Origin of the sequence: Aquimarina discodermiae (assembly GCF_040786235.1) — a bacterium.
Lineage (GTDB): Bacteria > Bacteroidota > Bacteroidia > Flavobacteriales > Flavobacteriaceae > Aquimarina.
Genome location: NZ_JBFMKP010000002.1, coordinates 57,253 through 77,925 on the forward strand (window position 1 = coordinate 57,253; position 20,673 = coordinate 77,925).

The 20,673-nt window shown below is 32.8% G+C and carries 18 protein-coding genes and 1 riboswitch; of the genes, 2 read left to right on the forward strand and 16 right to left on the reverse strand.

Annotated elements, in window-relative coordinates:
* The 3 genes from ABW636_RS01170 to ABW636_RS01180 all read right to left on the reverse strand — a co-directional run bounded on the left by ABW636_RS01170 (window position 1) and on the right by ABW636_RS01180 (window position 3,523).
* Entirely contained in the window at window positions 1-849 is an 849-nt protein-coding gene (locus ABW636_RS01170) for a prephenate dehydratase (RefSeq protein ID WP_367588116.1), read from the reverse strand.
* A 459-nt stretch (window positions 850-1,308) separates the two neighbouring features.
* Complete coding sequence (gene kbl, locus ABW636_RS01175) at window positions 1,309-2,496, reverse strand: glycine C-acetyltransferase (RefSeq protein WP_367588117.1); 1,188 nt, start codon at window positions 2,494-2,496, stop codon at window positions 1,309-1,311.
* A gap of 46 nt (window positions 2,497-2,542) precedes the next feature.
* Window positions 2,543-3,523 (reverse strand): NAD-dependent epimerase/dehydratase family protein, encoded by a 981-nt coding sequence (locus ABW636_RS01180; RefSeq protein WP_367588118.1) that lies wholly within the window; start codon window positions 3,521-3,523, stop codon window positions 2,543-2,545.
* A gap of 169 nt (window positions 3,524-3,692) precedes the next feature.
* Here ABW636_RS01180 and ABW636_RS01185 point away from each other — a divergent pair, with 169 nt between their 5' ends.
* A complete protein-coding gene (locus ABW636_RS01185) occupies window positions 3,693-4,154 on the forward strand; it encodes an Lrp/AsnC family transcriptional regulator (protein WP_367588119.1) in 462 nt (153 codons plus the stop codon).
* A 7-nt stretch (window positions 4,155-4,161) separates the two neighbouring features.
* Here the strand turns inward: ABW636_RS01185 and ABW636_RS01190 are convergent, their stop codons facing one another.
* On the reverse strand, window positions 4,162-5,481 hold the full coding sequence (locus tag ABW636_RS01190; protein WP_367588120.1) for a glycoside hydrolase family 1 protein: 1,320 nt from the start codon (window positions 5,479-5,481) through the stop codon (window positions 4,162-4,164).
* A gap of 304 nt (window positions 5,482-5,785) precedes the next feature.
* Between ABW636_RS01190 and gldA the strand changes: the two genes are divergently transcribed.
* Window positions 5,786-6,688, forward strand: a complete 903-nt coding sequence (gene gldA, locus ABW636_RS01195; protein ID WP_367588121.1) for a gliding motility-associated ABC transporter ATP-binding subunit GldA — start codon at window positions 5,786-5,788, stop codon at window positions 6,686-6,688.
* Between the two features lie 39 nt (window positions 6,689-6,727).
* On the opposite strand, the gene ABW636_RS01200 is transcribed toward gldA, so the two are convergent.
* From ABW636_RS01200 to ABW636_RS01255, 12 genes are all read right to left on the reverse strand, one after another.
* A complete protein-coding gene (locus ABW636_RS01200) occupies window positions 6,728-7,135 on the reverse strand; it encodes a response regulator (protein ID WP_367588122.1) in 408 nt (135 codons plus the stop codon).
* On the reverse strand, window positions 7,122-9,047 hold the full coding sequence (locus ABW636_RS01205; RefSeq protein ID WP_367588123.1) for a PAS domain-containing protein: 1,926 nt from the start codon (window positions 9,045-9,047) through the stop codon (window positions 7,122-7,124). The genes ABW636_RS01200 and ABW636_RS01205 overlap by 14 nt, the downstream gene beginning before the upstream one ends.
* A gap of 494 nt (window positions 9,048-9,541) precedes the next feature.
* Window positions 9,542-9,748, reverse strand: a complete 207-nt coding sequence (locus tag ABW636_RS01210; RefSeq protein WP_367588124.1) for a response regulator — start codon at window positions 9,746-9,748, stop codon at window positions 9,542-9,544.
* 1 nt (window position 9,749) lies between these two features.
* On the reverse strand, window positions 9,750-9,938 hold the full coding sequence (locus ABW636_RS01215; protein ID WP_367588125.1) for a hypothetical protein: 189 nt from the start codon (window positions 9,936-9,938) through the stop codon (window positions 9,750-9,752).
* Window positions 9,925-11,859 carry a PAS domain-containing sensor histidine kinase gene (locus tag ABW636_RS01220; protein WP_367588126.1) on the reverse strand — a complete coding sequence of 645 codons (1,935 nt, stop codon included), beginning with the start codon at window positions 11,857-11,859 and terminating at the stop codon, window positions 9,925-9,927. Before ABW636_RS01220 ends, ABW636_RS01215 begins: the two co-directional genes overlap by 14 nt.
* A 280-nt stretch (window positions 11,860-12,139) precedes the next feature.
* On the reverse strand, window positions 12,140-12,913 hold the full coding sequence (locus tag ABW636_RS01225; RefSeq protein ID WP_367588127.1) for a head GIN domain-containing protein: 774 nt from the start codon (window positions 12,911-12,913) through the stop codon (window positions 12,140-12,142).
* Window positions 12,914-12,928: 15 nt separating this feature from the next.
* Window positions 12,929-14,026 (reverse strand): acyloxyacyl hydrolase, encoded by a 1,098-nt coding sequence (locus ABW636_RS01230; RefSeq protein ID WP_367588128.1) that lies wholly within the window; start codon window positions 14,024-14,026, stop codon window positions 12,929-12,931.
* Window positions 14,027-14,080: 54 nt separating this feature from the next.
* Window positions 14,081-15,034, reverse strand: a complete 954-nt coding sequence (gene metF / locus ABW636_RS01235; protein WP_367588129.1) for a methylenetetrahydrofolate reductase [NAD(P)H] — start codon at window positions 15,032-15,034, stop codon at window positions 14,081-14,083.
* A 179-nt stretch (window positions 15,035-15,213) separates the two neighbouring features.
* Window positions 15,214-15,693 (reverse strand): DinB family protein, encoded by a 480-nt coding sequence (locus ABW636_RS01240; protein ID WP_367588130.1) that lies wholly within the window; start codon window positions 15,691-15,693, stop codon window positions 15,214-15,216.
* Between the two features lie 280 nt (window positions 15,694-15,973).
* Window positions 15,974-18,700, reverse strand: coding sequence for a methionine synthase (gene metH / locus ABW636_RS01245; RefSeq protein WP_367588131.1), 2,727 nt, complete (start codon window positions 18,698-18,700; stop codon window positions 15,974-15,976).
* Between the two features lie 3 nt (window positions 18,701-18,703).
* A complete protein-coding gene (locus ABW636_RS01250; RefSeq protein WP_367588132.1) occupies window positions 18,704-19,057 on the reverse strand; it encodes a four helix bundle protein in 354 nt (117 codons plus the stop codon).
* Between the two features lie 20 nt (window positions 19,058-19,077).
* Window positions 19,078-20,079, reverse strand: a complete 1,002-nt coding sequence (locus tag ABW636_RS01255; RefSeq protein WP_367588133.1) for a homocysteine S-methyltransferase family protein — start codon at window positions 20,077-20,079, stop codon at window positions 19,078-19,080.
* 133 nt (window positions 20,080-20,212) lie between these two features.
* Window positions 20,213-20,317, reverse strand: a riboswitch (SAM riboswitch).
* Window positions 20,318-20,673: the final 356 nt, after the last annotated feature.

Sequence of the window (20,673 nt, forward strand, 5' to 3'; positions counted from 1 at the left end):
TTATCCGTTTTGATTTTTATACTCGCCTAGAACCTTTAATTCGAGTGCCATGATTCGTAGTATTGACATTGCCTTTTCGTAATCAGCATAGTCAGCAAATGTAACATCCACAAAAAATGAATATTTCCAAGGTTTTTCTATGACCGGCAACGATTGTATTTTGGTTAAGTTTAAATTACAATCACTCATTACATTAAGCACCGTTGCTAAGCTTCCTCTCTTATGATCGGTCAGAAACTTTAAGGATGCTTTATTAACTTCTTCCTTTTTAATTCCTGAATCCTTTTTAGTATTTAGAACAAAAAAGCGAGTACTGTTTGATTTGATGGTCTGTATTCTTTTTGCTAAAATATTTAAGCTATAAATAGCTGCTGCGGTCTCACTACCAACAGCTGCAATTCCTTTTAATTGTTGTTCTGATATTCGTCTCGCCACCTCTGCAGTATCTGCATCTTCTACCAATTTGATATGTGGGTTTTCTCTAAAAAACTCTTTACATTGTAATAGTGCCATTGGATGAGAATACACCTCTTTAATATCTGAAATATCTTGTCCTTCGAGCGCCATTAAACAATGGTGTATTGGTTGAAAATATTCACCTGTAATCGTAAGATCATGCTCATCGATATACGCATAATTAGGTATAATAGAACCTGCAATAGAATTTTCTATTGCCATTACCGCATCTGTACTTTCTTCATTCTCGAGGCTTTTAACCAAGTCCTGAAAAGACATACATTCGTCTATATCTATATCTTCTCCAAAATATGCTAATGCAACGCCGTGGTGATACGATCCTTTTACTCCTTGAATAGCTACTTTTAATTTAACTTGCTCTTTAGTACTCATTTTAGAATCTAAGATGTAATTATTTATGCCCATATTACTTTATAAAAAAGAGTTTACTTTATCTTTTGTAATTATTTGGATTTCAAATTTAATTTACTTTTCATAAGTGTTTTTTTTTTCACATTATTCCAAAAAAAAATCTCGATTTTCATCGAGATTCTACTTTATAAATTTACTTATTTATTTACATAGTGATCCCGATCTTGCTTTTAAAATAAAAGAAGAAAAAATAAAATCGGTTCCAAGTAAATAAATTGTTCATTCCTGTTTTTTACTTATTTATGAAGCTAAAGTAATTAAAAGTATTACTATACAAAATATTTTTTGTTTTTTTTCATTGTAAAAAAGGCATTATCATCAATTTCTTAATGATAATGCCTTTTTTTATAAATATTTCAAATAAAACAAACTTTTTTTTAAGAATTATTTATGCTTTTCGGTTTTTATAGATCAATATATTTATATCACATTCAATTCTTTACCCACTTTTACGAATGCTTTTACGGCCTTTTCTAAATGATGTCGTTTATGAGCTGCCGATAACTGAACTCTTATTCTTGCTTTTCCTTTTGGTACCACTGGATAAAAGAATCCAATAACATAGATACCTTCTTCTAACAGTTTTGCCGCAAATTCTTGTGCTAGTTTTGCTTCATACAGCATCACTGGCACAATAGGGTGTTCTCCTTTTACGATATCAAATCCAGCAGCAGTCATTTCGGACCTAAAATATTTAGTATTTTCTTCTAGGGTATCCCTCAATGAGGTAGAAGCGCTTAACAAGTCTAATACTTTAATAGATGCCCCTACTATCGATGGAGCAACCGTATTCGAAAACAAATAAGGTCTCGATTTTTGTCGTAACATTTCTACTATTTCTTTTCTTGCCGCTGTAAAACCTCCAGAAGCACCTCCTAATGCTTTACCATAAGTACCTGTAATAATATCAATTCGCCCCATCACATTTCTATACTCATGTGTACCTCGACCTGTTTTTCCTAAAAACCCTGTAGAATGACATTCATCAATCATGACCATTGCTTGATATTTATCTGCCAAATCGCAAATTTTATCCAATTGTGCAATGGTTCCATCCATAGAAAAAGAACCATCGGTTACGATTAGTTTTCTTCGTGTTCCTTCTGCAGCTATCAATTGTTTTTCCAGATCGATCATATTATTATGCTCATATCTAAAACGCTTTGCTTTACACAATCTCACTCCATCAATAATAGAAGCATGATTTAGTGCATCTGAGATAATAGCATCTTCTGGTCCTAAAATGGGTTCAAATACCCCACCGTTTGCATCGAATGCTGCTGCATATAAAATACAATCTTCCATCCCTAAAAACGCTGCTGTTTTTTTCTCCAGTTCTTTATGGATATCCTGGGTCCCGCAAATAAACCTTACAGACGACAATCCGTATCCATGAGAATCGATTGCTTTTTTACCAGCCTCAATCACTTCTGGATGCGAGGATAATCCCAAATAATTATTGGCACAAAAATTTAAAACATCTGTTGTTTCTGTTGTATCTATATTAGCTCCCTGAGGAGTTGTAATTATTCTTTCTGATTTATACAGACCCAATGAAACGATTTCGTCTAATTCTTTCTGTAGATCGTTTTTAATATTTCCAAACATGATATGGTGAATTTATTATTCTTTTTTTAATAAAAGAGCACAACCCCTAAAGCATAAATGCATTTGGATTCTTTATCTCTTTCTTATATTTTTCTTTAAGTTTTTGAATCATTATTTTGGTGATCGATTGCAAATCAAATTTGGGTTTCCATCCCCAATCTTTACATGCATTAGAATCATCAATAGTTTTAGGCCACTTTGAGGCAATATCCTGCCTAAAATCTGGGTTATATAGCACTTTAAAATCTGGATATAATTTACGAATTTCTTCGACTACTTCGGCAGGAGAAAAACTTGTTCCTGATAAATTATAAGAAGTACGTATGGAAATATCTGTAGCGGAGGCTTCCATTAACTCTATTGTTGCCCTGATAACATCATCAATAAAAATCATAGGTAAGGTAGTATCCTCTTGTAAAAAACACTCGAATTCCTGATTTTGTACTGCTTTATGAAAAATATCTACTGCATAATCTGTAGTACCACCGCTAGGTATTGATTGATATCCTATTACTCCCGGATACCTAATGGACCTAACATCTAATCCGTATTTCAAAAAGTAATACTGAGCCCAATTTTCTCCTGCGGCTTTACTTATTCCGTACACCGTAGCAGGGTTTAAATAAGCGTTATTTGGAGTATTAATCAACGAAGCTCCTTCTCCAAAAACAGCAATAGAACTAGGAAAAAAAACTTTATCCAAATTATTTTTTCTGGAAACCTCTAACACGTTAAACAACGTTTTCATATTAACATCCCACGTAACTAATGGATCTTTTTCTCCTTTAGCAGAAAGAATTGCTGCCAGATGATATATCTGAGAAATATTATATTTAGCTACCACTTCCTGAACTCGATCTATATCGGTTGCATCTATTATTTCAAAAATACCTTCATACCCATCTTGGGCTCTTAAATCTGACGCAATCACCTGTCGAACACCATATTTACCTTTTAAGGCTTCTGTCAAAACTGATCCCAACTGACCATTTGCTCCGATTACCAAAATGGTTGTAGTTTTTTCCATAACCCTTAATTTAACAAAGTAATATTTACTAACAAAATTAATAATTATAGATTTTATATTATTATTTAATTAAAAATTAAGTAATATTTACTGATTTAATTTTTAATTAAAGATAATTTTACTTTATTCGTATTTTATAAGCCTTTTTTTAGTAATTTATATTGTTACCATGGAACAACTTGATCAAACGGACATTATGATACTGAGGATTTTGCAAAAAGATGCAAAGAAAACGACAAAAGAAATCGCTAAGACCCTCAATCTCACCGCATCACCAATATACGAAAGAATACGAAGGTTAGAAAAGCAAGGATTTATCAAAAAGTACGTAGCTATTCTGGATAAAAACCTTATTGATCAATCCATTACCAGTATTTGTCAAGTTTCATTACGCTATCATGATGAAGGTTTTATTGAGAAGTTTGAGAAACAAATTTTAGATCTAAAAGAAGTTCAGGAATGTTATCACATGGCAGGTCAAGTTGATTTTATTTTAAAGATTCATACCAAAAGCTTAGAAGCTTATCATGAATTTGTAAAAACGAAATTATCAAAAATAGAAAATACAGGTGTCCTTAACAGCACCTTTGTCTTAAAGGAAATTAAACAATCTTCAGAGTATTTTATATAAGTAAATGCTATGGGGTATTAGTTTTATTACCCAAATATTCTTTTAGCCATATCGCAGATTTTTTAAGACTGCGGTTTAGTGTTTTTCTATCCAGACGTATGAATCCAAATTTAGGAATATAACCTTCTGCCCATTCAAAATTATCTACCAATGTCCAAATCAAAATCCCTTTTAGATTGACTCCCTTGGTAGTAACCTCTTTCATGATTTTTATTATTTTTTCATAATATTCTATCCTTTCCTGATCATCGTCATGAGCAGACAATGCCATTCCGCACTCTGATAACCACAAAGGTTTTTCTGGATCGTATTTTGATAATCTTTCTAAAAAATACTGTGTGCCATCTGGATATGTTTCCCATCCCATAATAGATGGTTTTATATTTCTTCTTTTAGGCTTGATTTGGATTGCGCCCAAATAAGGAATATACCATGCCGATTTAACAACTTCTCTGGTATAGGTCTGAATTCCCCAAAAATCAAAATCAGTTTTCATTGCATCAATGTCTCCTTCTTTATAAAATTTGGATGTTCGTTTTAAGATAGGTAAATCAATATCTGGATACCCTAATCCAATATGTGGCTCTATAAATAACCTATTCATAAGTGCATCAATTCTTTTTGCAGCCTTATGATCCGCTTTTATATTTCTATAGGGCTCTATTTTGGTACAACTTATAGCAGTACCTACTCGAAGTTCTTTATGCTCTTTAAGGATTTTAAACCCCTTGGCTTGTGCTAATAACATATGATGCGTACTCGATACAAAATTTGTAACTCCCCGTTTACCTGGAGCATGGACTCCTAAAAAATAACCTCCTCCTATACAAACAATACCCTCATTAATCAAAATCCAATTGGTAACCCGATCAGAAAAATTATCTCTTAGTATCTTTACATAATAGGCGTACCAATCAATCACCTCTCTATTAGTCCAACCTCCTCTATCTTCTAATTTTTGAGGTAAATCCCAGTGATATGTAGTAATCCAGGGTTCTATACCTACATGAATACAATAATTGATCACTTTATTGTAAAAATCGATTCCTTTTTGATTAATGGTACCTGTTCCATTAGGTAAGATTCTTGGCCAGGAAATAGAAAACCGAAATATCGTTAACCCAAGACTAACTGCAAGATCGATGTCTTCTTGAAATCTATTATAAAAGTCTGTTGCAATTTTGGCATCAGAACGATCTTTTATTTTTGTTTTTTTTTGAGTAAAAACATCCCAAATAGAAATACCTTTACCATCTTGATCATATGCTCCCTCTGTTTGGGCCGCTGCAATTGTCACCCCCCATTTCAGGTTCTTAAAATGATTCATTATTTATAAAAAAGACACCCGCGGTTAGTGTTTAAAAAGTCCTTTTTTAAAAAAAGAAGAAGCAATTAAAAAGGAAAACTGTTGGCACAAACACAGTAACCGATAAAATACCTTGTAACTAACTCGTTTTAAATACTGTAACATACAAATAGTTTCTTCTTATAAAGATACAATATCACCTTACAAAATACTTTACTATAATGTTATGGTAGTGTTACCTTTATTTTTTATGTATTCGCATACAATAAATATTGAAATGTGTACTTTTGATTACTGTCATATCACATATATTATTTAATACAATATGTCTATTAAAGTATCTAATATTTCTAAGTCTTATTCAGATCAAAAAGCTTTACAAAGCGTTTCTTTTGAGGTAAATCAAGGAGAAATTGTTGGTTTTCTCGGTCCCAATGGTGCAGGAAAATCAACAATGATGAAGGTTTTAACTACTTATCTAAATCCGTCTGAAGGCACTGCATTGGTCAATGGGTTTGATACGCAATCACACCCCACAGACGTCAAAAAAAGTATAGGTTATTTGCCCGAACATAATCCTTTGTATACTGAAATGTACATACGAGAATATTTGAAGTTTAATGCCTCTATATACAAAGTAGCCAATTCGAGAATCGAAGAAGTGATTAATCTAACGGGGTTAACACCTGAGGCAAACAAAAAAATCGGACAGTTATCAAAAGGGTATCGACAACGTGTTGGATTGGCCTGTGCATTACTTCACAACCCAAGTGTTTTGATTCTTGATGAGCCTACTACGGGATTAGACCCCAACCAGCTAATAGAAATAAGAGAATTAATAAAATCCATAGGAAAAGAAAAAACCGTTTTTTTATCAACGCACATCATGCAAGAGGTTGAAGCCATGTGTGATCGTGTTATTATCATTCATAAAGGAAAAATTGTTGCAGACAAATATCTTACAGAAATTGATGATCAAACAGAACAAATTATCGAGGTAGAATTTGACTATAGAATTGAAGAAGCTTTTTTATCAAAACTCCCTAATGTAAGCCATGTTAAAAACATTCATGACTTTTCATATCAGATAACTTTTGACACCAACAAAGATATGCGCCCAATTGTATTTGATTTTGCTCATGACAATCAATTAAAAATTCTACAACTTTCTAGAAAAAACAAAAACTTAGAAAGTTTGTTTATAGAGTTAACATCAACAACAGGTTAAGTATTATATCCTGACAATTCTATATTTCTCTTAACTTTTTTAGGGTTGTACTTTTTCAAAGTTATATAATACCTCTTTTAATCTTTCTATGGTAATTGGCTTTACAATATAATCACTTACACCCTGATAAGATTTAGCTCTTAATATATCTTCAGGATCTATAGATGAAGAAACAACATAAATTATTATTATTTTTTCGCAAGGTATCTTAATAAACTCATCCAAAAACTGCCAACCATCTAACACTGGCATGTTAAGGTCTAGCAATATAATATCAGGAAGTTCTTCTTTTGACAAAATAATTGGTTTTAAATTATCTAATGCTTCCTGTCCATTCTTAAACACCATTATGCTATCAGAAAAATTGATTAATTCCATTACTTTTTTAATCCCAAAAACAAAAATGGGATCATCATCTATAATACATGTAAGATTAACTTTTTTCATATCTAAAATAAATTTTAAAAGTTGTCCCGTAATTAACTTCACTCTCTACCTCAACATCCCCTCCTATAGCTTCAATTTGATTTTTAGCAATAAATAAGCCTATTCCTCTAGAGTTACTAACATTAGAGTGAAACGTTTTGTACATTCCAAATAACTTGAATCTATGTTTCTTAAGATCAATCCCTAAACCATTATCTTTTATTGATAAAACTATATGTTCATTATTTCTAGCTGCCGAAAGAGTAACATAGCTATCTCTATCATTGGACCTATATTTTATTCCATTGGTAATAAAATTTAGTATAATACTATCTAGATAAGCAGGAATAGCTAAAACCTTATGATTGTACTCAACTTTATTCTCGATAATCACCTTTGATTCGATTGCCAAGGCAGCAACTGTTCTTATTACCTTATCAATAACTTGTCCCAGATTAATTGATTTTAAACTATCTTTAATCGAAGTATTAATTTGTACAACCTCGTTTAAATGTAAAATGGTATCTGAAAGGTTTTGAGAAGCCTTTTTAAAAAGCTGAATAATTTCATTATTCTTTGCTTTTGGGTTTTCTTGCAGGTATATATCCAATAACATTTCAAAATTACCAGAATGTGATTTAAGGTTATGTGATACAATGTGTGCAAAATTCTTTAAGCGTTTATTTTGATCTTTGGTGACTTCTAACAAAGCTTGTAATTCTTCTTCTTTTTTCACTTTGGTGATATCAGAAGTATGTATTATAATTCCTTCAGTCTTGTTTTTATCAGAATACCATGGCCTATATTCACACAAAAGCCATTGTACCTCTCCATTAGGCTTTTCTATTTTTCGCTCATGATTTTTTATTACCTTTCCTGCAAGGCTTCTTTGGTGAATATTCTTAATTTCTTTTTCTTCTTTATCAAAAACTTCATAATACGATTTACCTATAATATCGACACTATCGATCTCATATACTTCATACCATTTTTGTGAAATTGCCAAATAGCACATATTTATATCAAACATTGCAATTGCGCTAGGTGCCTGTTCTATAAACAATCGATTTCTCTCATAGTCTCTTTTCTTCTCTGTAATTTCCTGATGCGATCCTATCATTAACTCTGGATTTCCGTCTACATCTCTATTAACCAGTTTACCTTTGTCCAAAATCCAAACATAGCTTCCATCCTTATGTTTCATTCTAAACTCACTCTCATATATTTCTGTCTTTCCTTCTAAGTGGTCTTTTAACGATTGATTAGATTGTTCTAGATCATCTGGGTGCAGATAATCTGGCCAATTAGCCAATGTAATAGGTGGCATATCTTCTAGAGTATACCCAATGATATTTGCCCACCTTTCATTAAAAACCGACACACCCGTTTTGACATTTAATTGCCAGGTTCCTAAATCGGTTCCATCAACAATATGCTGAAAAGACTTTATTTGTTCTTTCAGTCCTTCTTCTGCTTTTTTTAGTAAAGTAATATCATTGTGAACCCCAAGCATTCTTTTAGGCTTTCCTTTTTGATCTCGTAAAATAATCCCTCTACATTGAATCCAAATCGTATGCCCTAGTTTATGTTTAGCTCTAATAATTTGGTCAAAAGGTTTTAAAGGTTTTTTAAAATGTTCTGTAAAATTTTTGTAGAACTTTTTAAGATCTTCCTTAAAAATAGTGTTTTTCCAACTATCGTGTTTCTTGGGTATATCATCTTGGTCATATCCCAAAACATCCCAAAATTTGTTATTTGTCCATTCATTTTCAGGATTCTCTAAATCCCAAAACCACAGACCATCTGTAATATCATCCTGAAGAAAATCAAAAATCACATGATTATCCTGGATGAGATCATAAAGTTCTTTTCTTAAGTAATTCTCTTCTTTTTTAGAAAATGGATCCTCTATTTCATTTTGTTCACTTCGCATAATTTATTTCTTAAGAACTCACCTCTTAAGGTAAATACTTTATTAGAAATCATGTTAAACTGGAACTTTATCTTTAAGCTACGTTTGAATAGTTTATAAACATATTTTTAAGAGATCATTTCATCAGTGGAAACGATATTTAAAAAGATTTTATTCATTCTTCTTTTAATCTAAGTATAAGAGTACTTATTTCCTTATGGATATTTTCAAAACCGAAACTGTTTCTAAAAAACCAACCACATAATTCTAGTTAAAGATACGTTTCTTTTGTTAAATTATAATACAAAGGAAAAATGGCATTGATTTCAGGGTCTAAGAGTATATTTTTATTGAAGTTAAAACTACCTGCCTTAGTTCTGTTAATATCCTTAGTATAGCATAAAGCCAACAATTCAATTTTTAGCACAGAAATGCATCATTCTGAGTTTACCAATAGGTGGATACAAAATTTTTAACAGAGGCAATTAAGTATTCCTCTTAGTTTTTTTTTAAGGTTATACTTTTTCAAAGTTATATAATACCTCTTTTAATCTTTCTATGGTAATTGGCTTTACAATATAATCACTTACACCCTGATAAGATTTAGCTCTTAGAACATCTTCGGGGTCTATTGACGAAGAAACAACATAGATTATTATTTTTTTTGCGCAAGGTATCTTAACAAACTCATCTAAAAACTGCCAACCATCTAGAATAGGCATATTAAGGTCTAATAATATCAGGAAGTTCTTCTTTTGACAAAATAATTGGTTTTAAATTATCTAATGCTTCCTGCCCATTCCTAAATACCATTATCCCATCAGAAAAATTGATTAATTCCATCACTTTTTTAATCCCAAAAACAAAAATAGGATCATCATCTATGATGCATGTGAGACTAACTTTTTTCATATCTAAAATAAATTTTAAAAGTTGTTCCATAATTAACTTCGCTTTCTACTTCAATATCTCCTCCTATTGCTTCAATTTGATTTTTAGCAATAAACAAGCCAATACCTCTAGAGTTGCTAACATTAGGATGAAATGTTTTGTACATCCCAAACAGTTTAGACCTATGCTTTTTCAAATCAATCCCCAATCCATTATCTTCTATTTTTAGCACAACATAATCCTTATTCTTTTCGGTAGTAAGAGTTACATGACTTTTTCTATCAGGAGATCTATACTTTATACTGTTTGTAATAAAATTAAGAATGATACTATCCAAATATGCCTGTATTGCTAATACCAAAATATTTTCATCAACATTATTATTAATTACCACTTTCGATTCTATTGCAAAAGCAGACACTGTTCGAATTACTTTATCAATAATTCGTTTTAAGCTTATCGAAGAAAGGTTTTCGCTAAGTGTTGTATTAATTAGTACAACATCATTAAGATGTAATACCGTTTCTGAAAGATTTTGAGAAGCTTTTTTAAAGAGCTGAATAATTTCATTGTATTCTACCTCTGGATTTTCTTGAATATACAAATCCAGCAACATTTCAAAATTGCCAGAGTGTGATTTAAGGTTATGAGAAACAATATGTGCGAAGTTTTTTAGTCTTCTATTTTGATCTTTGGTGACTTCGAGTATAGCTTGTAATTCTTTCTCCTTTTTTATTTTGGTGATATCAGAAGTATGAATTATTATTCCTCCTATTTTATTTTCATTAGAATACCATGGCCTATACTCGCATAAAAGCCATTTTGTTGCTTTATTAACACTTTTAATTTCTTTCTCATGATCTCTGATCACTTCACCATTAAGGCATTTTTGATGAATTTCTTTAATCTGATTGGTCAGTTTTTTTGTTCTTGTACGTATATCATAATATAACTTTCCTATTACATTTTCTTCATTAATTTCATACACTTCATACCATTTTTGAGAAGCGGCCAAATAATTCATTTCTACATCGAACATAGCAATAGCACTAGGAGCCTGTTCTATAAACAATCTATTTCTTTCATAATCCTTTTTCTTTTCGTTGATTTCCTGATGAGAACCTATCATCCATTCTGGATCTCCTTGTGCATCCCTACTTACTACCTTTCCTTTATCCAATACCCAGATATAGTCTCCATTCTTATGTTTCATTCGCGCTTCGATCTCATAAACACTGGTCTTTCCTGAAAAATGATCTTGTAACAATTCGTTCGATTTTTTTAAATCCTCTGGATGTGCATATTTTAACCAAGTATCGATGGAAATGGGTTTTAACTCATCTAATGTATATCCTATGATATTAGCCCATCTTTCATTAAAAACAACTTCACCAGTCTGAATATTCCATTGCCAAGTCCCCATATCGGTAACATCAATTATATGTTGAAACGAATCGATCCGTTTTCGCAAACTCTCTTCTGCATTTTTCAATTTGGTTAAATCGGTATGTGCCCCTAACATTCTTCTGGGCTTACCTTTAGAATCCCTCCATATTAACCCTTTACACTGTATCCATATTGTATGCCCTAATTTATGCTTATATCGCACAATCTGATCGAAAGGATGTTCTGGGTTTTTAGAATGCTCTGCAAAGTTTTTATATACGTTTTTGAGGTCTTCTTGAAAAATGATATCCTGCCATGCCGAAGATTTATGAGGCATTTCTTCTGGCTCATACCCCAGAGTAGTCCAGAACTTAGAATTCATCCATTCGTTTTCTGGTTTATCTAAATCCCAAAACCAAAGGCCATCGATTGTAACATCCTGGAGAAAATCGAATACGGCACTATCATTTTTAATGAGGTTATACAGTTCCTTTTTTAGATAGTTTTCTTTTTTACCTAAAGTAGTGTTAGCTACTTTTTTTTCTTTATTGATCATAGCATAATATCCTTAAGAGTAAGAGTACATAAGGACATGTGTTTATCGTAAGGACACATTATGTACCAAGCTAAAATCAAACATTTTATCTTAAGATTTGGGTAAAATCTGCATGTATGACAAAAGTATAAACAAGCTTTTATATCAACTATTTAAGTCTGGATAATGCATTTATAAATTTATGAATAATTATAGACATAAAACTCTCTTAAAACCACAATATAATTACGCAAATTATATATTGCATCTGTTTATATAACTTAAGAGAAAGGAGAAAAGTTTATAAAACCACCAAACGACCTGTAAAAAACTCTTTTACATTTATTATTGAAGGTTCATTTACCAAAATTAAATCACCAGTACTTCTTATTTCACCTTCGATAGATTGTAGTGGATTTACAATTATCTTGTTAGCACCTCTGTGATTCACTGTAACACGTTCTGCTTCAAGCCCCTCTCCTTCAAACCTTCCGGTACCCGAAGCAAAATTTACCGTTAAAGAAGTAACTTTACCTTTGATAAAGAAAGTAGCAATATTATTTCCTAAAACCTCTAAATTTTCCAGATCAACATTTAAATGAAAAGTGCCTGTTGTATTTCCAGATTCTTCAATAAAATCTTCTGAAATAACATTTAGTTTTGGAAATTTTAAAACCCCATCAGAAGAAATATCAAACTGGGTAGCACTTCTTATTTCTGTTATATTAGGAGCAGTAACATAAATTTTTGTTTGATTAAAGCCTCGAAAGAAAGCACAATCATTTGTATTACTTAGTATTAAACGATCTTCTTTTACTTCTGCTGTTACTTCATTAATGAGATTATCGCCTGTTTCTATTACTACTTGAGTTATACTCCCTTGTTTTAGTACAAGTTCTATATTGGGATTTACCAAGATTCTAGTAAAACTAGCAACCTCAACTTTTCTTTGTATCGTATTACCTGTCCTCTGAAAACAATCTGGTGCATCTTCAGAATTACATCCACACAATAGGCATATTCCTAAAAGTAGTATAAAACGCATCACAGCTATATCAAAAGGCTTAATAATCACTTTATATTTTTATTTTTAAAATCTATACCCTATCGAAAACTCCATTGCTTCTGCCTTGGCAGCATGAGATTTTACCGTTAACGACCCAAATATATTTTTGGTTGCATAGTATTGCACTCCCGTTCTTAAATAAACTTGTCCTTCAAATTCATAAGGATAATAAACATAATATCCTATCTGCGCCGGTATCGAAATCCTGTTTACCAATAATTCATGACCTACAAAAATCCCTACTCGTTTGGCATCTTCATCTCCTGTAGTCCCATCATTAAACCCTCCTACACTTCTAAACTCAATATAACGTTTCAAAGCTTTAGAAAAAAACACTTCGGTTCCGAATTGCAAAACGTTTTTTTTGTTAAATCTTTTATCTACAAATGCAACCAGCGTATAAAACGGAAATCTACCAGATCCTACCAAATCACTCTCATTTATACCTCCTCTAAGTATAACACCATATCCAATCGGCGCCCCTCCTCTAACTTCTCCTTTTACCTTTTCTATATATTCTGGAGTTTCCTGATCAAGATTATAGATTATTCCTGCATTTAGAAACAACGTATTAGTACTCTTGTTTGGGGCTCTTGAATTGCCATTAGAGTAATGCACTACTCCCAATCCTGCTTGTACTCCTAATCCTCCAATAATTTGTTCTTTTTTAAAATTGAGCAATAAATAGGTGGCACTATTTAAATGTGTACCATAGGCAACATTTCTAAAGTTTTCATCTTGATCATAAATTTTAGTGTTATAGGCAACTCCCTGTCCTACCCTAAACATAAAAAGACGTTTAAAAAAGTAAAAATTATAATGAGCAAACAGCGCATAACTTTCTCCAAGGTATTCGTTATCCAAGTCCTGATATAAAAACGAAACCCCATAATCAGGTGCATTATATAACCTTTCCCAGGTTTCATTACCACATGTTTTACGTTGAAATGAAAAGATCACCCCAGACGGATGCCCCGTTATTAGATGAGAAATATCCGGATTATGCTTAAGAATGGTACCGTAATAATTATTGACATCGATAGTATACTTTGCTCCGTTTTCCTGAGCATGTATTCCAAAACAAATAATAAGTATAACAATGAAACAATTCTTTTTTATCATCGGGCAAAAATAGTAATACTTTTCAAATAGCAGTTTGATCCCCTTTTTAAAGTTTTAAAACACTCCCTGAGCTATTTTTCTAATATTATCAGATTTACCCATCGAATAATAATGTAATACTGGCACACCATACTCCATCAATTCTTTAGATTGCTGTATAGCAAACTCTACACCTACCTCGCGAACTTCTGCATTGCTTTTACAATTCTCTACTGCTCTTACCAACTCATCAGGAATATCCAATCTAAATACCTGCGGTAACAGTTGCAGATGTCTTTTTACAGCGATTGGCTTAATCCCTGGTATGATTGGCACTTCGATTCCTGCTTCTCTTGCTTTATCTACAAATGCAAAATACTTTTTATTATCAAAAAACATTTGTGTAACCACATAGTCGGCACCGGCATCTACTTTATCTTTTAATCTTCTAATATCGGTATCCATCGATGGAGCTTCGAGATGTTTTTCTGGATAACCAGCAACGCCAATACAAAAGTCAGATTCACTACCTTTCTCGATCACCTCGTGCAAAAATTTACCATTATTCATGTTGGTAATCTGCTCGACAAGTTCATTAGAGTAATTATGACCTCCTTTGGTTGGCACAAAATATTTTTCTTCCTTTCTTGCATCTCCTCTTAATGCCATTACGTTATCAAGTCCCAGGTAATGACAATCTACTAATAAATACTCTGTTTCTTCTTTGGTAAACCCTCCACAAAGTACATGGGGGATGGTATCTACGTTATATTTATGTTTTATCGACGCACATATCCCAACAGTACCAGGTCTCATGCGGGTTAGTTTTTTATCAAGTAACCCTTCTCTATCGATATATATATATTCTTCTCTAGAGGTTGTAACATCAATAAAAGGAGGATTAAACTCCATCAAGGGATCTATATTATTATACAATTCCTGTATACTTCTTCCTTTTTGTGGCGGTATTAACTCAAAAGAAAACAATGTTTTTCCTTTCGCATTTTTTATGTGATCTGTTACTTTCATCTACTATATATTTCTATAATAAGCTCTACAAAACTTATGACTTTCTCTCTTAATTTGGGCGTTCCCTTTGCTATGCAAGGTCGGGCTATCGGCTTTATCTTTTAAATACACATCTATACTTCATTATAAACATTGTATACTAAAAAGGATATCACCTCTATCCCTCACGCAAAAAAACACTATTTTATCAACTTTAACTGGCTATATATCAAATTTAATTGCCCCAAATGGTATATATCATGTTGCAAAATACCTTCTAACATATATTGATTGATATAATCTCTACCTACAGTACGCTTCTCAAACCAGCTTTCTTCTTTAGATACGATCAACTCACATAACGATTGTTGTACGCGTCTTAACTCACCAAGAATTTCATTAAAATCATCTTTAGTATTAACAGATACATGTTCTCGCCAATCTTGCGAAGAGTTCATGATAATCGTATACTCTTTATTTTCTTTTACTTTTTCTATGACAAATTTTTTCCAATCAATAAGATGCCATACATATTCTGTAACCGAATGTGCTGCTCCTTCTGGTTTTCGATCCCAAAACTCTAAAGGAATCTGATGTAAAGCATCACATAAAGATATCCCGTACCATGGGTCTCCTTCAAACACTTCATTATATCTGGAAATAAATTCTTCTATATTCATTATTTCTTTTTTTACTAAATCTCAAATACAATACATTTAACTTTGACCACTATTCCATTCATTTTCAAATGCATTCAAACAACTTTGCCCCCCATTCAAACAATTCTCAAGTACATTTGGACGACTTTGAATTGTATTTAGACAACTTTGATCTTCATTTAGACAACTCCGAAGTGCATTTGGATAACTTCGATCATCATTTGGACAACTTCGAAGTGCATTTGGATAACTTCGATCATCATTTGGACAACTTCGAAGTGTATCTAAACTATCATTCTTTTTATTCAGAAAGATTAGGGTTCAGCCATTTTCTTGCATATTCGAGATCAATCTCTTTGCGTTGTGCGAAATCCTTTAATTGATCTTCTTTTATCTTTCCTAATCCAAAATATCTAGCCTCTGGATTTGCAAAGTAATACCCTGATACCGATGCCGCAGGCCACATAGCTAAACTTTCTGTTAGTTCTACTCCTATTTTCTCTTTTACTTCTAACAGTTCCCAAATGGTTAGTTTTTCTAAATGATCTGGACAAGCAGGATATCCCGGTGCAGGCCTAATTCCTTTATATTCTTCTTTAATCAACTCTACATTTGACAATGCCTCGTCATTGGCATACCCCCAATCTTCTTTACGCACTTTTTCGTGTAAATACTCTGCCAAAGCTTCTGCCAATCTATCTGCCAAAGCTTTAATCATAATAGAATTGTAATCATCATGATCTGCTTCATAAGCTTCTGCCAGCTCTTTGGTACCAAAACCAGTACTTACACAAAAGCATCCAATATAATCCTGCTTACCACTCTCTTTTGGCGCTACAAAATCTGATAATGCAAAATTAGGTTTACCTGCATGTTTTTTTAGTTGTTGTCTCAAAGTTCTAAATTCAAAACTACCATTTTCTGAGGTCACTTCGATATCATCATCATTTACCGTATTCGCTTCAAAAAGACCATATATAGCTTTTGCGCCAAGCAATTTTTCATCAAAAACCTTAGTCAATAATTCTTTTGCATCTTTAAACAATGAAGTTGCTTGTTCTCCAACTACTTCATCTGCAAGAATAGCTGGATATTTACCATGTAAATCCCATGATCTAAAAAACGGACTCCAATCGATATAAGGTTCTAATTTCTTGATATCAAAATCCGAAATTACCTGGATTCCTAATTCATTGGGTTTTGTAATTTCACTCTCAGACCAATCTATTTTGTATTTATTCTTTCGGGCCTCTGCTATGCTTAGAAATTCTTTCTTTTTGGTACGTTTAAGAAATCCTTCTCTAAATTTTTCATAATCTTCTTTAAGATCCCCTACATATTTTTGATTACTTCTTTTGTTAAGCAAGTCCCCTACTACAGTTACTGCTCTAGAAGCATCATTTACATGTACCACCGCATTCTTGTACTGTGGATCAATTTTTACTGCCGTATGTGCTTTGGAAGTCGTAGCTCCTCCTATCAGTAACGGAACACTAAAATCTTTGCGTTCCATTTCTTTGGCCAGATACACCATTTCATCTAAAGATGGAGTGATCAACCCACTTAACCCAATAATATCTACTTTTTCATCTATAGCGGTCTGAATAATTTTTTCTGGTGGCACCATTACTCCAAGATCTACGATCTCGTAATTATTACATCCCAAAACTACAGAAACAATATTTTTACCGATATCATGTACATCCCCTTTCACGGTTGCCATTAAAATACGGCCGTTTGACCCATTTCCTTCGGCGGCTTTTGGATTTTTCCTTTTCTCTTCCTCTATATAAGGAAGTAAATAGGCTACTGCTTTTTTCATTACCCTAGCAGATTTTACTACTTGAGGTAAGAACATTTTTCCAGATCCAAAAAGATCACCAACGACATTCATCCCTGTCATTAGATGCCCTTCTATCACTTCTATCGGCTTCTCTACACTTTGTCTGGCTTCTTCAACATCTTCTACAATGTATTGATCGATCCCTTTTACCAATGCTCTTGTAATCCTATCCTGTAAAGATTCTTCTCGCCAGGATAAGTCTACCGTTTTCTCCTTACTCGTTCCTTTTACCGTTTCTGCAAAATCAAGTAATCTCTCTGTAGCATCATCACGTCTATTCAAGATTACATCTTCTACATGTTCGAGCAAATCTTTAGGAATGTCATCATATACCTCGAGCATTGCCGGGTTTACAATTCCCATATTCATTCCTGCTTTTATAGCATGAAACAAAAACACAGAGTGCATAGCTTCTCTAACAACATTATTTCCTCTAAATGAAAACGATACATTACTCACTCCACCACTCACACTACAATGTGGTAAGTTTTCTCGCACCCATCTGGTTGCTTCTATAAAATCAACTGCATTTTTACGATGCTCCTCCATCCCTGTAGCAACAGGAAATATATTAAGATCAAAAATGATATCTTCTGGAGGAAAATTAACTTTATTCACCAAAACATCATAGGACCTTTTAGATATTTCTATACGACGCTCATAATTATCTGCCTGCCCTACTTCGTCAAATGCCATGACAATTACCGCCGCACCATATCGTTTAATCGCCTTTGCGTGGGCAATAAACTCTTCTTCACCTTCTTTAAGACTGATCGAGTTTACGACACATTTTCCTTGTACGACCTGCAAACCTGCCTCGATAATATCCCACTTAGAACTATCGATCATGATAGGGACTCTGGCGATATCTGGTTCTGCCATAATAAGATTTAAAAATCTTACCATTGCCTCTTTTCCATCGATAAGACCATCATCCATATTTATATCGATGACCTGGGCTCCTCCTTCTACCTGATGACGTGCAATATCTAACGCTTCATCAAATTTCTCTTCTTTTACCAGTCTTAAAAACTTTCGAGATCCCGCTACATTTGTTCGCTCCCCAACATTTATAAAGTTAGTTTCTGGAGTAACAATTAATGGTTCTAATCCCGATAATTTTAGATATCTCCTAGTTGAAAGTTGACTGTTATCTGTTGATGGTTTTATACTATCACCTATCATAACTTATAAATTTTTATAATAGTTAATAAATCCATTGAGTAGTTTTTTACACTTTCTAATTTGATCGAAAAGAATTTCATAATCTTTCTCTTTACAATAATTTTGATCCAAAGCTAAATACAATTGAGTTTCCAACTCATATAATGAGCCTCTTGAAACATGTAAAAACTGAATCGTATCTGCTTTAGTTCTTCTACCACAACCTTCTGCAATATTTGATGGTATTGAAACCGCACTTCTTCTCATTTGAGTTGTCAGTCCATATAATTCATCTTTTGGGAACTCTCTTGTCATTTCATATAAATGTTTGACCAATATTCTTGATTCCTTCCATACCTCTAATTCTATATACTCCATAAACTATTAACTGATAACTATCAACTTAAGACGGTAACTCGTCTTGGTTTATATTCTTTTACCATATCAGCAATTGCCTTAATATGTTCTGGTGTGGTACCACAACATCCTCCAATAATATTGATTAGGCTTTTGTCTAAATATTCTTTTATTTGAGATGCCATTTGCTCTGGTGTCTCATCATACTCTCCAAATGCATTTGGTAAACCTGCGTTAGGATGTGCTGATATCCCAAATGTTGCTTTTTGCGAAAGTACTTCTAAATGTGGTGTAAGTTGATTTGCTCCTAATGCACAATTAAACCCAACAGATAACATTGGGATATGTGATATAGAAATCAAAAACGCCTCTGCAGTTTGACCAGATAGTGTTCTACCACTGGCATCTGTTATGGTACCACTAACCATTACAGGTATATCGATATTTCTTTCATCTTTTACCTCTTCGATTGCAAACAATGCCGCTTTTGCATTTAATGTATCAAAAACAGTCTCTACCAAAAGAATATCTGCTCCTCCATCTACCAAGGCTTCTACCTGCTGTTTATATGCTATCTTTAATTCATCAAAAGTTACTGCGCGATAACCAGGATCGTTTACATCTGGAGACATGCTCGCTGTTCTGTTTGTTGGACCAATTGACCCAGCTACAAAACGAGGTTTGTGAGGTTCTTTTTCTGCAAACTCTTGCGCTACTTCTTTAGCAATTTTGGCAGATTGATAATTAAGTTCATAAACCAACTCTTCCATTTCATAATCTGCCATAGCAATAGTAGTTCCCGAAAACGTATTGGTCTCTACAATATCTGCTCCTGCTTCAAAATACAATCGATGCACTTCTTTTATTGCTTCTGGTTGGGTAATGCTTAGCAAATCATTATTTCCTTGAACAGGAACAGGCCAATCCTTAAATCGTTCTCCTCTAAAATCTTCTTCGGTAAACTTATGACGTTGCAGCATGGTTCCCATTGCTCCATCAAGTATAAGAATCCTTTCTTCAAGTATTTTGTATATATCCTTCATAATAAAATTTCGCCGTGTTACTTTTTATTACACTTATTCCAAAACAATAAAAGGCAGCACCATATCTTTCTTTAAAAACATGTAAAAAGTGTATCTAGAAAAGTGAAAAGAAAATATAGCAAGGCTATGCTCTTCGTTATCTATTTCGCTATGCGAATAGAATGTAGCACCTTCTTTAACAGATAAAGGGTTGCTAAGGTTTCACAGGGTCTATTCCCTCCACCTTTCTTGATAACATTTACAATGTTTATGAACTAAACAGCACTTACTGTAAATTGAACTGCAAATTAACGGTATAACCTTTTGTTTTGCAAGGAAAAGTTAAAAATTTCATTAAAAACATATCATATGTTTTTCTTTTCTACCCAAGTATCATATTTACAAGACAAAAAAGCACTTTATACAATGTAAACTACCTTTTATGTAATCATATCTACCGTTCATACAATTACCAATAAATCCTAAACTTTTACCTTATATATTTGAAAAGCTAATTTATATAGACTCATAAAATTCAGTGTTTTTTCTTTATTTTTTGTAAGCATTAACTACTTACTTCTAATAACAAAGGAACAAAAGATCTAACACACTTCC

What these genes read in the sequence shown, in the direction of transcription:
- metF (WP_367588129.1), bottom strand. Translation starts at nt 15,034, where the DNA reads ATGAAAGTAACAGATCACATAAAAAATGCGAAAGGAAAAACATTGTTT.
- metH (WP_367588131.1), bottom strand. Translation starts at nt 18,700, where the DNA reads ATGATAGGTGATAGTATAAAACCATCAACAGATAACAGTCAACTTTCA.
- ABW636_RS01230 (WP_367588128.1), bottom strand. Translation starts at nt 14,026, where the DNA reads ATGATAAAAAAGAATTGTTTCATTGTTATACTTATTATTTGTTTTGGA.
- ABW636_RS01215 (WP_367588125.1), bottom strand. Translation starts at nt 9,938, where the DNA reads ATGAAAAAAGTTAGTCTCACATGCATCATAGATGATGATCCTATTTTT.
- ABW636_RS01250 (WP_367588132.1), bottom strand. Translation starts at nt 19,057, where the DNA reads ATGGAGTATATAGAATTAGAGGTATGGAAGGAATCAAGAATATTGGTC.
- gldA (WP_367588121.1), top strand. Translation starts at nt 5,786, where the DNA reads ATGTCTATTAAAGTATCTAATATTTCTAAGTCTTATTCAGATCAAAAA.
- ABW636_RS01210 (WP_367588124.1), bottom strand. Translation starts at nt 9,748, where the DNA reads ATGCCTATTCTAGATGGTTGGCAGTTTTTAGATGAGTTTGTTAAGATA.
- ABW636_RS01170 (WP_367588116.1), bottom strand. Translation starts at nt 849, where the DNA reads ATGAGTACTAAAGAGCAAGTTAAATTAAAAGTAGCTATTCAAGGAGTA.
- ABW636_RS01240 (WP_367588130.1), bottom strand. Translation starts at nt 15,693, where the DNA reads ATGAATATAGAAGAATTTATTTCCAGATATAATGAAGTGTTTGAAGGA.
- kbl (WP_367588117.1), bottom strand. Translation starts at nt 2,496, where the DNA reads ATGTTTGGAAATATTAAAAACGATCTACAGAAAGAATTAGACGAAATC.
- ABW636_RS01220 (WP_367588126.1), bottom strand. Translation starts at nt 11,859, where the DNA reads ATGATCAATAAAGAAAAAAAAGTAGCTAACACTACTTTAGGTAAAAAA.
- ABW636_RS01205 (WP_367588123.1), bottom strand. Translation starts at nt 9,047, where the DNA reads ATGCGAAGTGAACAAAATGAAATAGAGGATCCATTTTCTAAAAAAGAA.
- ABW636_RS01200 (WP_367588122.1), bottom strand. Translation starts at nt 7,135, where the DNA reads ATGAAAAAAGTTAATCTTACATGTATTATAGATGATGATCCCATTTTT.
- ABW636_RS01190 (WP_367588120.1), bottom strand. Translation starts at nt 5,481, where the DNA reads ATGAATCATTTTAAGAACCTGAAATGGGGGGTGACAATTGCAGCGGCC.
- ABW636_RS01180 (WP_367588118.1), bottom strand. Translation starts at nt 3,523, where the DNA reads ATGGAAAAAACTACAACCATTTTGGTAATCGGAGCAAATGGTCAGTTG.
- ABW636_RS01255 (WP_367588133.1), bottom strand. Translation starts at nt 20,079, where the DNA reads ATGAAGGATATATACAAAATACTTGAAGAAAGGATTCTTATACTTGAT.
- ABW636_RS01185 (WP_367588119.1), top strand. Translation starts at nt 3,693, where the DNA reads ATGGAACAACTTGATCAAACGGACATTATGATACTGAGGATTTTGCAA.